General features: G+C 39.2%; 10 protein-coding genes. 3 read left to right on the top strand and 7 right to left on the bottom strand.

The window, feature by feature from the left end:
* Positions 1–35: 35 nt before the first annotated feature.
* On the bottom strand, positions 36–1,067 hold the full coding sequence (locus A6E04_RS19520; RefSeq protein WP_012552014.1) for a hypothetical protein: 1,032 nt from the start codon (positions 1,065–1,067) through the stop codon (positions 36–38).
* A 758-nt stretch (positions 1,068–1,825) separates the two neighbouring features.
* On the opposite strand from A6E04_RS19520, the gene A6E04_RS19515 reads away from it, so the two are divergent.
* Positions 1,826–3,454, top strand: a complete 1,629-nt coding sequence (locus tag A6E04_RS19515; protein ID WP_065612158.1) for a methyl-accepting chemotaxis protein — start codon at positions 1,826–1,828, stop codon at positions 3,452–3,454.
* A 69-nt stretch (positions 3,455–3,523) separates the two neighbouring features.
* Here the strand turns inward: A6E04_RS19515 and copI are convergent, their stop codons facing one another.
* From copI to A6E04_RS19490, 5 genes are all read right to left on the bottom strand, one after another.
* Entirely contained in the window at positions 3,524–4,090 is a 567-nt protein-coding gene (gene copI, locus A6E04_RS19510; protein WP_065612157.1) for a copper-resistant cuproprotein CopI, read from the bottom strand.
* Between the two features lie 101 nt (positions 4,091–4,191).
* Positions 4,192–7,323 (bottom strand): efflux RND transporter permease subunit, encoded by a 3,132-nt coding sequence (locus A6E04_RS19505; RefSeq protein WP_065612156.1) that lies wholly within the window; start codon positions 7,321–7,323, stop codon positions 4,192–4,194.
* Positions 7,320–8,789, bottom strand: a complete 1,470-nt coding sequence (locus A6E04_RS19500; RefSeq protein ID WP_065612155.1) for an efflux RND transporter periplasmic adaptor subunit — start codon at positions 8,787–8,789, stop codon at positions 7,320–7,322. Before A6E04_RS19500 ends, A6E04_RS19505 begins: the two co-directional genes overlap by 4 nt.
* 10 nt (positions 8,790–8,799) lie before the next feature.
* On the bottom strand, positions 8,800–10,134 hold the full coding sequence (locus A6E04_RS19495) for a TolC family protein (protein WP_065612154.1): 1,335 nt from the start codon (positions 10,132–10,134) through the stop codon (positions 8,800–8,802).
* Positions 10,135–10,239: 105 nt separating this feature from the next.
* A complete protein-coding gene (locus A6E04_RS19490) occupies positions 10,240–10,683 on the bottom strand; it encodes a hypothetical protein (protein WP_244886298.1) in 444 nt (147 codons plus the stop codon).
* A gap of 181 nt (positions 10,684–10,864) precedes the next feature.
* Here A6E04_RS19490 and A6E04_RS19485 point away from each other — a divergent pair, with 181 nt between their 5' ends.
* Positions 10,865–11,890, top strand: a complete 1,026-nt coding sequence (locus tag A6E04_RS19485) for an acyltransferase family protein (RefSeq protein WP_065612153.1) — start codon at positions 10,865–10,867, stop codon at positions 11,888–11,890.
* 49 nt (positions 11,891–11,939) lie between these two features.
* On the opposite strand, the gene A6E04_RS19480 is transcribed toward A6E04_RS19485, so the two are convergent.
* Positions 11,940–12,791, bottom strand: a complete 852-nt coding sequence (locus A6E04_RS19480) for an alpha/beta fold hydrolase (protein ID WP_017023144.1) — start codon at positions 12,789–12,791, stop codon at positions 11,940–11,942.
* A 208-nt stretch (positions 12,792–12,999) separates the two neighbouring features.
* Here A6E04_RS19480 and A6E04_RS19475 point away from each other — a divergent pair, with 208 nt between their 5' ends.
* Positions 13,000–14,184 carry an NnrS family protein gene (locus tag A6E04_RS19475; protein WP_065612238.1) on the top strand — a complete coding sequence of 395 codons (1,185 nt, stop codon included), beginning with the start codon at positions 13,000–13,002 and terminating at the stop codon, positions 14,182–14,184.
* Positions 14,185–14,303: the final 119 nt, after the last annotated feature.

Raw genomic sequence — 14,303 nt, 5'->3', positions numbered from 1 at the left:
GTGGTACCCATTATTATTGAAATCTCAGTGAAAACCTAAATCAGCTGCTTAAGTTTACGCTCTACCAAAGGATCATCTGGAACCAATTTCAAAGCCATTTCTAACAGTTGAATTGCATCCTGTGGATGTTCATCCTGATGTTTAAGCGCAATATCGATAAGAGGCTGTACATCCAATTGTGCCTGATGTTCCTGCACATGTGCTTCCTTCTCATCGATAAGAATATTATGTGCCTTACTCAACAATCCCAAACGATGCTCAGAGCTAGAGTTCGCCTTATTAAGCCTTTGATAATAATCTTCTTTAAAACGTAATGTCTTCGTTTGTTGGCGAAATTGGGCAATATCAATTTTCTGGTGACGAATGAAATCCACGGCAACTTGTTTGTAAAAACCAAACTTATTCAAATACGTACTGTGGGTACCATGACCCATACCAAAGACCCTTAGATGAGTCAGTTCAGGATAACGTTTGGCGTGTAAGCGATCTATCCTATTTGTTGGGTCATAAATAATGTAGCCTTTTGCCTTACCCAAATTAAGATCGTGATAATCCCCTAACCAATCAAACTTCTGTGCTAACTCAGTACTTGATCTGTCATCCCAAGGCGCAATCTCTTGATTTTTAGTACTAACAGGGTGGAAAAACAACACTTGATCAAGTTCTAGTAAGTTTGCAAAAGCACCAACAGCAAAACCACCACGACTCAATCCGTATCCTAAACGATACGTAAAGGGGTCAAGTAAAGTGGTTAATTGTTCGAGAAAGAAGATTAAATTGCGGTTGCGGAACCAATTACTTTTTCCCAAGTGCTGGAAAGATATTATGTTAACCTGCTGTTTTTGCGCTAAATGGTAACCCCAAGGGGCAAAATCAGCATTGATATCTTGTTCCTGAACATTGGTCCCTGCAGGAGAAAAGGTGAACAGTAATGGCTTATCCAAATCAACAAACTCATACTTAACAAAAACATCATCAAGTAAGTCGCCCCCAGACATCGGTAGTTGCGCTTGTTGCTCTGAACGTGAGTGAGTCAACCACTCGTCTAACCAATACAATAATTTCATTTAACCCTCCTTCTAAAATCAAGCGCGTGATTGTATCAAAGATGGCGGCCGAACAAAAATGCGGTTCTAAGACGGATGATTTACATTGGAATCATTTCTGTACACAAGTTAGACAACCGTACAAATCCCTTCGTAAAGAACTGAACGTCGTCATGATTACAAAAAGTAAAGACACTTCAGTCAATCTCTTGTCCTTTTAAACACTTATAACAATGAACTGCACACTTTCGCTCATTACGTATTTATACTGGTTTAGGGAGGATTTCTTCTTTCTCACCTCAAACGAATGAAAAACTCGGCCTGTTTAGTTTCATTTACAGCAAGTCATTCAATAACTATTATCATAAGAAAAACGTCTTCATAATCCTGCTGTATTTTCATGTAAATCTCTCATCCAAATAATAAGGTTTTCAATAGTCGATAACTCGCTAGAAAAGCATTTATTTCATGATTTATGATATTCACTTCCAATGTACTTACCCTGCTCATACAAAAAACATTATTGGATTTCACTTTCTTTCCTACATATGAATAAAAACTTTCCAACTTTACACCAAAAACCAAGAAATTTGTTTCAACAATAAGACCACCAAGGATAAACTAATCAATATCGTACATTTATCAACCACAAAGTTGACATTTCTTAATAAAAAGGCACCAGACCTAGACAGAAGTGTGACAAAGGTCTATATTTCGACAAAATATTAATTGAGATGTTGTTCTTAACTATACTTTTCTCAAAATCCCAGAGGTTGAAAATGCAATTTTCGCTTAAAAATACATCTATTCGTATACAAATATTACTCCCTGTTCTGTTTACTGCTTTAGCTCTTTTTGCTTCTTTATGGTATACGGCAACGACTTTAGAAAAAGAACAAGACACAATTGCAGATAACACAACCTCATTTGTTTTCTATAAAGATCAACTAGCAAAAATTGATGACCAAGTGTATCCATTACGTATTGGTGCCGTATACGCGATTTATGACTCGGCACGTCGAGAAAACTACTATGTACAAATGCAAAATGAAGTAAAATCGATTGATAAATTACTTAATGAAATCGAAGATAAAAAAACATTCAGTAGTGATGCAAAAAAAGTACGTGCTAGCGTTTCTGCCTACGTTGATTTCACAAAAAAAATGATCGATTTCAGTACACGTAAAGAACAAGGTCTTTCAAACAACGTAACTCAAGACTCGATGATTGCTGAATACCGCAAGACAGGCAACCATATGGTAGAAACCATTAATGACCTATCTCAGCAGGTAAATAAGTTTTCTGACGTTCTAATGAATGAAAGCTACGAAAGAAACATTCAAGTAAAAAATACGGCAGCAATTACTATCATTTCAGTATTTATTATTTCACTGCTTACAGCTTGGTGGTTATCTGGGTTAATCGTAAACCCTATCCAAAAGCTGCAATCACTGATCCGTCGTTTAGCTGAAGGCGATTTAACCGTTCAAGCTGATGCCGATGGTGATAATGAAATTGCTCAACTGAGTAACGACATCAATACAACGGCTCGTCAGCTTCAAGCAACCATTGAAGAGTTAAGTAACATTAATGAAAGCGTAGCTTCAGCGTCTACTGAACTTGCCGCTGTAATGAGTGAAGCGGAATCAAACTCGCAAAAAGAATTAAGCGAAATAGAACAAGTTGCTTCAGCAGTCAATGAACTATCAAGCACTGCTGATAACGTAAGTGATAATGCGCTTGCCGCTGATAAAACAGCTCGTGAAACCAATGAATTAGCGCATGCAGGTTTAGATATCTTTGCTCAAAGTACTGAAGCAAGCGAAAAAATGGCTTCAGCATTGACTGATGCTGCTGTTGTTGTTAATCGCCTAAAAGAGCAATCAGAACAAATCAATAATGTCGTTGAAGTGATTCGTGGGGTTTCAGACCAAACTAACTTGCTTGCACTCAATGCGGCTATCGAAGCTGCTCGTGCGGGTGAATCTGGTCGTGGTTTTGCCGTCGTTGCTGATGAAGTACGCTTACTTGCTGCTCGTACTCAATCATCAACTCAAGAAATTCAAACGATCATTGAAGCGCTTCAAGAGCAATCAGGTTTAGCTAACGACAGCATGCAATCAAGCCTTGATATGTTAGAGCTAAATAAAGAGCTAACAGCAAAAGCAGGTGATGCTCTTGTTGGTATTACCGAATCTATCAATGCGATTAATGATATGAACACTCAAGTTGCAACTGCGGCTGAAGAGCAATCTCAAGTAACTCAAGATATTAACCGCAATGTCGTTAATATGTCTGAGCTTGTGAATCAAAACGTCACGGGCATTAGCCAAAGTGCAAGTGCAAGCTCTGAGTTATCAAGATTAGCAGAAGAACAAAAACAACAATTGTCATTCTTCAAATTATAATTTGATGGCACAATAAAAAAAGCGGTAAGGCCACCCACCTTACCGCTTTGTTATCTTAAAAACAGTCTTTTATAACGTTATTTTCTTCACCATCCCTGCTTCTGCATGCCCTGGAATATTACACGCAAACTCTACGTTATTATCACCATGGAAATGCCACGTAATTTGCTTTGCCTTACCTGGTTGAACTGTGACTGTGCTACCACTGTCATGTGCATGACCTGATGTCATTTTCTTCATCATTTCACGGTGTTCTAATTGCTCGGTTTCATTACCAATTGAGAACTCATGATCGATTTTACCTGTATTCATAATCACAAATTGAACGATATCATTAGGTTCAATATCGACTTCTTTTTTAAAGGTAATTTTCATATCATCAGATAAAATGACATGAACGACTTTATTTGCTTTCATGCCGGTTGCTGGCATTCCTACCGCATTCATATCGTCCATAGACATGCCTTCCATCTTGCTCATATCCATGTCTTTCATATTCATTTTGGAATGATCCATCTTACTCATGTCCATTCCTTTCATATCCATTGAACCGTGATCCATTTTACTGTGGTCCATTTCTGCCATTGCAGAACTCGCTACCAATGATAGTGCTATTGCTAATACTGTTTTTTTCATTTTTATTTCCTTTTTTGTTTAATTATTTATTACGTGACTTATTCCACTACAGGCATAAATCACTAATATTCTTATTTATTTAACGTATTTATATATAAATTTCATTCTGAAAAATCTTTACACAAACGCTGTTTCCATAATTTGAATACCGCAGGGATAACGACTAGGGTCAATAATAATGCCGACGCCATCCCGCCAATCATTGGGGCTGCAATACGCTGCATTACTTCTGATCCCGTACCCGAGCCATACATAATTGGAATTAAACCGATAATCACTGTCAGTACTGTCATCATGACAGGACGAACACGTAACCCTGCGCCCTCACCAATGGCTAACGTTAAATCTTGTTGCGTTACCGAATTGTGGTTTTCTTTTGCTGTGGCTTGTTTTTCATCCCATGCTTGATTCAAATACACCAACATGATCACACCTATCTCAACCGCAACACCGGATAAAGCAATAAACCCAACACCAACGGCAATCGAGAAATTAAAGTTTAAGATGTGCATTAGCCACAGACCGCCAACCATAGCTAACGGCAATGTCCCCATGATGATTAACACTTCACCAACTCGTTTAAAACTTAAATACAAAAGCAGCATAATAATCGCGATGGTTACAGGAATAACCGTCGTTAATTTCTCTTTTGCTCGTTCCATGTATTCGTATTGACCAGACCAACCAAGGGAATAGCCCGCGGGTAAATCCAATTGATCATGCACAGCTTGTTGAGCCTCATGCACATAAGAGCCTAGATCTCGACCATCAATATCTACAAACACCCAACCATTAGGTCGTGCATTTTCTGTTTTTATCATTGGTGGACCATCTTCATAACGAATATCAGCGACATCAGCTAAAGCAATTCGAGCACCGTTCGCCGTTATCAATGGCAAGTTCTGCAACTTAACAACAGAATCACGATACGATTGTGGATAACGAACATTAATTGGGTAACGCTCCAACCCTTCAATGGTTTCTCCTACATTCATTCCACCCACAGCTGTTGATATAACTTGTTGAATGTCTTTAATATTTAAGCCATATCTAGCGGCTTGGCGACGTTTTATATCGATATTTATATAACGCCCACCAGCGACTCGCTCTGCATAAACCGAGGTGGTTCCTTTAACGTTATTTAAAATAGGTTCTAACTCTGCGCCGATCTTTTCTATTACGTTAAGATCTGGCCCTGCTATCTTTATCCCTATTGGGGTTTTAATTCCTGTTGCTAGCATATCGATACGCGTTTTGATTGGCATCACCCACGCATTCGTTATTCCAGGGAATTGAATCAATTGGTCTAGCTCTTTTTTAATTGACTCAGTAGTTACACCGTCACGCCATTCATCTTTAGGCTTGAACTGAATAACCGTCTCTATCATTGTTAATGGTGCTGGATCGGTTGCTGTTTCTGCTCGCCCCACTTTTCCCCACACGGTATCGACTTCTGGAACGGTTTTAATCAGTTTATTGGTTTGCTGTAGTAACTCTCGCGCCTTACCAATTGAGATTCCTGGATAGGTTGTTGGCATGTACATTAAGTCGCCCTCATCCAATGGTGGGATAAACTCACTGCCCATTTTAGAGATTGGATAATATGACGATCCCATTAAGACCACGGCAACCAAAAGTATCGTTTTTGGAAAGCGTAAACTCAAATTCAGTAATGGTCGGTAAAGTGCCACTAGCGTTTTGTTTATTGGATTTTTGTTCTCAGGCAATATTTTACCTCGAACAAAATAGCCCATTAATACAGGTACTAAGGTAATTGCTAGGCCAGCAGAAGCCGCCATTGCAAAGGTTTTTGTGAAGGCTAATGGGGAGAACATCTTCCCTTCTTGGCCTTCTAATGCAAATACAGGAACAAAGCTTAAGGTAATGATAAGTAATGAGAAAAAGAGTGGAGGTCCAACTTCTTCTGCCGCTTTACCTATTACCTGCCAACGGTTTTCGTCCGTTAATGGTGTTTTTTCTATGTGTTTATGAACGTTTTCTATCATTACGATAGCACCATCAACCATTGCACCAATGGCAATTGCGATACCACCTAATGACATGATGTTGGCATTAATTCCTTGCCAATGCATAACAATGAACGCACAAAGGATCCCAACAGGCAGACTTAATGCAATAACCAACGAAGAACGAATATGAAATAAGAATAAAGCACAAACAATGGCAACGACGATAAACTCTTCAGCCAATTTCTCCCATAAATTTGTTACTGCATGGTCAATAAGTTTAGAGCGGTCATAAGTTGCTTTAATTTCAACGCCTTCTGGTAAGCCTTTTTGTAATTGAGCCAATTTTTCTTTTACATTCGAAATGACGTTACTGGCATTTTCACCAAAGCGCATGACAATCACGCCACCAACCGCTTCGCCTTCTCCATTAAATTCAGAGATACCACGGCGCATTTGTGGTCCAAGATTAATATCAGCAATATCACCAAGCAATAAAGGCGTTCCCTTATCGGTTACTTTTAGCGGCAATGATTTTATGTCTTCAATACTGCTTAAGTAACCCGATGTACGAACCATGTGTTCAGCTTCCGCGACTTCGATAACCGAAGCGCCCGCCTCTTGATTCCCCTCTTTAATGGCTTTATTAATTTGTTGTAGTGTTAGGTTATAAGCTCGCAATTTATCAGGATCAATTTCCACCTGATATTGCTTCACCATTCCACCTACCGTAGCAACTTCTGATACGCCATCGACCGTTTGCAGTTCATATTTTAAAAACCAATCTTGCAAGCTGCGTAATTCGGCTAAATCGTGCTTACCGGTTTTATCTTGTAATACATAACTGTATACCCAACCAACCCCTGTCGCATCGGGCCCTAATGTGGGTTTTGCCTCTGCGGGTAATCTAGGCGCAACTTGGCTTAAATACTCCAACACCCTCGAACGCGCCCAGTACATGTCGGTATCATCATTAAAAATGATATAAACATAGGAATCACCAAAGAATGAAAAACCACGAACCGTTTCAGCCCCCGGAACCGCAAGCATTGCGGTAGTTAACGGGTAAGTCACCTGATCTTCCACCACTTGAGGCGCTTGACCTGGGTAGCTGGTTTTAATGATCACTTGAACATCTGAAAGATCAGGCAAAGCATCGACTGGTGTATTCTTTACACTGTAAATTCCTGCAACAACTAAAGCAAAAGTCGCAACGAGAACTAAAAATCGATTTTTAATCGACCAACGAATAATGGCGGGGATCATAATAACGCCCCTTCTTTTTCAATCTCAATCAATTGATATTCATCATTCACTTTTTGAACTAAAAACTGAACCGCTTCACCTTCACGAAAAGAAGCCAAATCAATCTCTTTCTCAACCGAAAAATTAATTTCACCCGCTTTCCAATCCCATTGTGAGACGGCTTTATGATCAAAGGTAACCATGCCAAAATCAGCCATTAGCATAGTAATATTGCCAGAAATCCAAACACTGTTTTCGGGACCATTAATTCGGCTTAATTCTGCCGTCTTGCTTGATTCAGAATCCAATAAGAATTGCGCTGACGTGACTACTTTATCGTTTTCTTTCAATCCCTTAACTATTTCTACTTTATTGCCTGCTTCACGACCGGCAATAACTCGGGCTGAGCGATACTTCCCATTTCCTTCATCCAATACCACTCGGGCCATGCCATTTGAACGGATGACCGCTTGACGAGGTATCGTTAATACTTCTTCTTTTGTTTTAGGGTGAATGGTTATATTAGCGAACATATTTGGTTTCAATACACCATCTTGGTTATCGAATTTTAAACGCATGCGCATGGTTCGTGTTTTTGGATCCAAAATCGGATAAACGTAATCCACTTCACCTTCCCATCGTTTCCCAGGGACCGCATCTAACGTCATCACCGCTTTATTACCAGAAGATAACCAGTGAGCCTGACGTTCAAAAACTTCAGCATCTACCCATACATTTTCTAAAGGTCCTGCACTAATAACGATTTGAGAGGGTGATAAATAGCCACCTTCTCGAATATTTAAACTCGCAATGACACCGCTTGAAATCGCTTTTATCTCTATGTTTTTATTTGCTTTACCGCTTCTAACAATAGAATTAACTTGAGCTTTATCCACACCCAATGACTGCAAACGTTCTCTTGCGCCTTTGACCAGTCCTTTTCGACCTGTTCGATACGCGTTTAGTAGCTCTTCTTGTGCTTTCACCAATTCAGGAGAGTAAAGAGTAAATAACACATCGCCCTTATTTACCTTTTCACCTATGGCATTGATATTTAGCTTTTCAACCCAGCCTGCTACACGTACGTTTACTTGCCACAACTTACTTTCATCAAACGCGATATAACCCACAGTATCTATATTTGGAGACAGGATCGTTTTCTCAACAAAAGCACTTTTTACGCCTAAATTGTTCACCACGCTTGGATCTATTGTTACGGTGCCCGCTGGTGACTTCTCACCTTGTGCATCGTCGGCATAAACAGGCACTAAATCCATACCCATAGGTGATTTACCCGGCTGATCTCTGCGATAATTGGCATCCATAGGGGCAACCCAATACAAAGGCTCACTGCTTGATGATGCGCTATTTTCTTGAGCCGTCATCGCCATTGCGCTCATCGTATGCCCCGAGTATAAATTCATGCTCGCTGCACCAACAACACCGCCAATAACAACTGAAAGTAATGCTATTTTAACTGGTTTCATATTCTCTTCCTTAATGCTCAGACGGGGTTATTTTTGGTGCAGATACGGCATAATCAAAGCCATTTAAATAAAAAGCTAAGTTACTGTATGTTTTACTTAAATCACTGAATAAACGCTGTTTCTCTAACTCAATACTCAGCTCATCATTGGCTGCGGAAATCACATCATTAAATTGTGCCGTATTATTTTCATAACCTCGTTCTACCGCTTTGGTTCTTTCTTTTGCTTGAGGCAATAACGTATTGTTGTAACGAGAAAGACGTTGTTCAAAATTAACTTTATCCACCAACAATGAATTCACTTTGGCGTTCAATTGTCGTAATAGCACATCACGTTGTGACTTCGCAGAACCCACTTGATATTGTGCAGCCGCATAATTTTGATCTTGACGTTTATCGGTAAACAGAGGGATGTCCATCGTTAAATAAGCGCTGACTAAATCAGAGGCGGGTTGCCCCCCCATTCCATTCGCTTGACGATAACCGTACATAACCTCAACACCAAATTGAGGAGAGTAAGATTCATTGGCAATATCTACTTTTGTTTTTGTTGCTGTGATCGTGAGTTCACTCATTTTTACGGTTGGGTTTGAATTTAATAAGTCATAAAATTCAGTTTCTTGAGGTGATTTACTCGCTAATAGTCGCTCTAAGGTAGACCACTCTAGTGGTGTTATTTCTTTTGATTTTTGATCCGCTAAGTTAGGTAGCCATTCGCTAAGCTGCGCATAAATTCGTCCTTGTAATTGACGATTTGTTTGCAACTTCTCATCGAGTCGAGTTAGCTGAAGCTGTGCTTGAAGAAGATCCTGACTTTCGCTTTTACCAATGGCGTAATTGGTATTAATGTATCTTTCCATTTCAGACAATAGCTGACGGTTTTCATGCAAAATCGCCTCTGCTTTTTGTAAGAAGCCTAGCTCTATCCACAGTTGGGTGATTGTATTTGCTACATCGAGTTCACGAACTTGAATTTGCATCGCCAATACATCCGCTTGCTGCCCAGTTTGCTTTTGTTGTAAATCTAAACTTGAGCCTCGCCCAAACTTCTGCATTAATCCGACAGAAATATTGGTCATTGGATCGTCATCAAACTTAAAACTGTCTACTGGTAGCCCACCAAATCCGACTTTAAGAGTAGGATCAGCAAGCGTTGAACTTGCAATACCAATGGAGCGTAATGCTTGTGATTGCGCGTATATTTGATCTCGACTTGCATCTGAAGACAACGCTTGTTCGATAAGCTGCGTCAATTGACTTTCTGCCAAGGCTTGACCTGAAAGTACTAGCGAGATCATTGAAGCTAACCACACCTTTTTAGAGCGTGTACGTAATGTATTTTTCATGGAATTATTCCAATAATGACGTGATGCATGAAGACGGATCACAGCCATGATTAAACCGATAAATAAGCGTTAAATATCTTATTTAGAGAATTGATTTAATTGAAATTACGCGATTGGAGGGCGGTAAAGCGAAGAAGAGGTAAATGAACGTGTTTGCTCATTATATTGAGCATATACAATCACGGATGCAGTTGCATTAGTATGGGCCGTAAGCCCGATAGGTAAAGCATAAACAGACACAACACAAATGGTTTTACAACAGCTATCGCCTTGTTCAGAGCAAGGGTAGCCGCTATCCATCGACATTGATGACGTATCACATTGTATATAATTGTTTGGGTCATTGTCTGATGTATTGCTTTGCGTTGAATGGTGCTCAGGCATGCAGTCATACATAGCATCAGAATCTTGAGCTGTATTCATCTGCGTATTCATCGTCATTCCTTCCATTTTCATTGGATAGCTGTAAGCAACACTAGATAGCACTAATGCCATCAGTGTAACGCTTGTTACTAACCATTTAGAAAAAGAAGTAAACACAAATAACATCCAACAATAATGAATTAGTCAGATAATAAGGCTTCCACTAGGGGGAAGGTCAACGGTTTTATGTGAAAGCTCTCTCATTTATGAAAACAACCAGTATCAAAATCTCAACGAATTAATCTAACGCATATATTTAGTTAAAAGTACTTGGTAGATTACGCAAAAATTCAAGGATGTTCTTTTAATGAAAAACTCTCATAAAATCGCGAGCTTAGAACTTGGAAGGTTATTTGCTCTATTCGCAATTATTGCTCTGCACTCTCAAATCTTCATGACCTATTTATTAGTCGATGATGTTCCCGTTTTTGGTTATGCTTTTAATCAACTGACCCGTTTTGCTGTTCCCTTCTTTTTTATTCTGTCTGGTTACTTGATCCAACCTAAGTTATCAATATCACCGTTCAATACACTTAAGAAATACTCATCACCATTAATCAAAATCTGGCTAGTTTGGAGCCTATTATGTCTAGCAATGCCATTTAATTGGCAACGGGTAGCAACAGATGGGTACTTAGCTGAGCGTACGGGTTACTGGAATTGGTTAACTCAAAACCCTCTAAATGCCTTAATGGAAGGCGGTATGGTACATTTGTGGTTTATCCCTGCATTGGTTATCGCGGTTGCGATTATCGCATTATTCATTCATTTGAATAAATCGTCTTTGCTTATTCCGGTTGCGGTTATCTTGTATACTTATGGCGTTATGGGCGGAAGTTATCAAACATTAACTGAGGTATGGACGCCCTTTTTTACTCGTAATGGCCCTTTCTTTAGTACGTTGATGGTAGTGATTGGCTTTGAGCTGAGAAAGCGTAATGTCACTTTATCTTCAACAAAGTCCTTACTACTCTTGCTGGCAGGTATAGTTATTCATTTTAGTGAGGCGTATTGGCTAACCACTTATCATGTTCCTTTTAATCAACATGATTTCTTAACAGGCACACCATTGATAGGTATCGGTCTATTTTTATTGTTGTTATCTAGACCTAATATAGGGAACCACCCGCTGACGTTTAAATTAAGTAGACATGTACTTAGTATTTATGTGTGCCATTTATTGTGTGTAGTAGTGATGTTGAATATTACAGGGATGATGGGCATAACATTAGCAGCAAAAGATTTTTTGATAGTTTTTGGGACGGTTGTACTATCTACTTCATTCGTTCTTATTGTAGATAGAATTTTTCTTAAAAGATGGTTATTTAGATAAAAATACGGCGATGCACGGTACTTTCTATGCATCGCCTTTAATGTATTAATTAAATACGATTTAAAACATCGAACGCTTTCATAACCGCATCACTTGCCATCACTCGTCCATGCCCTTGATTTTCTGTTGGGTATAACGTGACATTTTCAATGTGCTCAGAAGCAGATTTTGATAAATCAAAGCTCGTAAATCGATCTTCTTTATCATGCACAATAATAGTCTGGCTTGTGCGTTGTTGTAATCGCTGGTATGGATTAAAACTGTCGATAGTTCGTTGATATTGATGTTCAATATCACCAACAATCGCTTTAAATAACTTAATTGAATAGCCCGAACGTTCAATACTGTTGAATAAGTTTTCGGTGTAATTCAATACTGGAGCGATCAAAAGCAAAGGTGTGTCATCTAATTTAATATGGTGACACTCTAAAACAGCAGCGGTGCCCATACTGTGAGAGATAACACCCGCGACTTCATATTGCTCATCAAGTACCGCATTTAGTCCTTCAATAAAGGCTGGTAAATGCGCATGTTTGCCTTCACTTTGACCGTGAGCAGAGTGGTCAAAAGCTACGGCAGTAAAACCTTTAGAGGCAATGTACTCCATCAATGGGTAATATTGACTTGAATTACCAGACCAACCATGAGCTAACACCCATACAGGACCTGACCCCAACTGATACAAGCTAAGCTCTCCTTCTGGTGAGTTCAACTTACTTTTTATTAGCCCTGAAGGTTCTGCATTTTTAGGTTTTGTTCTTACTGGTGTTAATAGTAATTTTCGTCCCATTTTCTTTGCATGATCTGGAATAAGCATATGATGTAAGCGCGTAACAGCATTCAAAGCACTGCGTTTAAAGCTGAACTTTTTCTCTGTTCCAAAATAAATTTCCTGACTCATATTTTATCCAATTTATCATTTTATGCCGTTATCTTAACTAAGATGGTTAAATTGTCGAGTAAAGGTTCTATTTTTTAACAATTAAGTCACAAACAAGAAAGTAACCACATATAGACTGTCACTAAAAACATAACATGCATAAAAAATACATGTTATTAATTGCCCTTTACGTTATACTTCTTCTGTATCCCTAATTTTGGAATCATTAATCATGAATATTACTGATAAAGCCGTTGAAGAAAAAATCCCACCACTCTTACGTTTAGGCTTTCGCCCTTTCTTTTTACTGGGTAGCATTTACGCAATTATTGCGGTATCTGTATGGGTATGGGCATTTCAGACAGGTCAACCGAGCCAGCTAACCGTTCCTGCTTTATGGTGGCATGTCCATGAAATGCTATTTGGGTTTTCAATGGCAATTGTTGCAGGGTTCGTGTTGAGCGCAGTTCAAAACTGGACTGGTGTTAAAGGAACCTCTGATAAACGACTCGGTTTTATTGTGTTGTTATGGTTATTACCAAGAATTCTTTTTTGGACACCAACACCACTTTGGATCATTTCTAGTATTGAAGCCTTATTCCTTGCTGCTATCGCGTATGAAGTTGGATTCCGTGTTATTAAAACAAAAGGCGTTCGTAATTTCTTCTTTATTCCTTTATTTATTGTCGCTATTGCTGCCAATTTTGCTAGCTATGCCACGATTAAAGGATTACCGCCGTTTACTTCTGCGGCCGTTTGGGAATCTATGTTGTGGTGGTTTACCTTACTGATTTCGGTAATGGGGGCACGTGTTATCCCTTTCTTTACTGCACGTCGCTTTCAGTTTGAAAAAGCACAACCTATTTTATGGTTAGAAGCATTATGTAATATCCCGCTTGCAATGCTATTTATCCTTAGTTTTTTCCCATTAACAGCGGAAGAGATCAGTCCTTATTTAATGATTGTAGCCGGTTTTGCACAGTTAATTAGAATGGGTCGTTGGAAGAGTAATAAAACACTCAGTGAACCGTTAGTATGGTCACTTCATGCGGGGTATTTATGCATTCCTGTAAGCCTACTGATCCGTGGGTTCGCAGACGATGGATTTATTTCTCATACCGCCATTCATTTATTTGCTATTGGGGCACTAGGAGGCGTTATTTTAGCTATGATCGCACGTGTGACAATGGGTCATACTGGCCGTGAAATATATAAAGGTCCTGTTATGTGGCCGGCCTTCTCAGCTATTGTCCTTGCTGCTGTTATTCGATCTGTTGGTGTAATTGTTTTCCCTGAATATATGATGAACATGATCAATATTGCAGCCGTATTATGGGCCTTTGCATTTGGTCTCTTTGTTTGGCACTTTGCCCCGATGTTATGTAAAAAACGAGTTGATGGTCACCCCGGTTAATTTACAGCGCAAATAAACAAGATCTAACTCACACATTGCAGAACTTACTGTCAACATTAACAATAGTTAATGTTGACACAACCTTTCCTTAATCTTGCCCTCTGTATTCTTACCTTAAA

The organism is Aliivibrio logei, from assembly GCF_001691055.1.
Classification (GTDB): Bacteria; Pseudomonadota; Gammaproteobacteria; order Enterobacterales; family Vibrionaceae; genus Aliivibrio; species Aliivibrio salmonicida.
Note: the sequence above shows the minus strand (reverse complement) of the source record. Positions and strands in the feature narration are given on the sequence as shown.

Excerpts from the sequence above, each read along its gene's own strand:
- A6E04_RS19520 (WP_012552014.1), bottom strand. The coding sequence starts at position 1,067 with ATGAAATTATTGTATTGGTTAGACGAGTGGTTGACTCACTCACGTTCA.
- A6E04_RS19515 (WP_065612158.1), top strand. The coding sequence starts at position 1,826 with ATGCAATTTTCGCTTAAAAATACATCTATTCGTATACAAATATTACTC.
- copI (WP_065612157.1), bottom strand. The coding sequence starts at position 4,090 with ATGAAAAAAACAGTATTAGCAATAGCACTATCATTGGTAGCGAGTTCT.
- A6E04_RS19505 (WP_065612156.1), bottom strand. The coding sequence starts at position 7,323 with ATGATCCCCGCCATTATTCGTTGGTCGATTAAAAATCGATTTTTAGTT.
- A6E04_RS19500 (WP_065612155.1), bottom strand. The coding sequence starts at position 8,789 with ATGAAACCAGTTAAAATAGCATTACTTTCAGTTGTTATTGGCGGTGTT.
- A6E04_RS19495 (WP_065612154.1), bottom strand. The coding sequence starts at position 10,134 with ATGAAAAATACATTACGTACACGCTCTAAAAAGGTGTGGTTAGCTTCA.
- A6E04_RS19490 (WP_244886298.1), bottom strand. The coding sequence starts at position 10,683 with ATGTTATTTGTGTTTACTTCTTTTTCTAAATGGTTAGTAACAAGCGTT.
- A6E04_RS19485 (WP_065612153.1), top strand. The coding sequence starts at position 10,865 with ATGAAAAACTCTCATAAAATCGCGAGCTTAGAACTTGGAAGGTTATTT.
- A6E04_RS19480 (WP_017023144.1), bottom strand. The coding sequence starts at position 12,791 with ATGAGTCAGGAAATTTATTTTGGAACAGAGAAAAAGTTCAGCTTTAAA.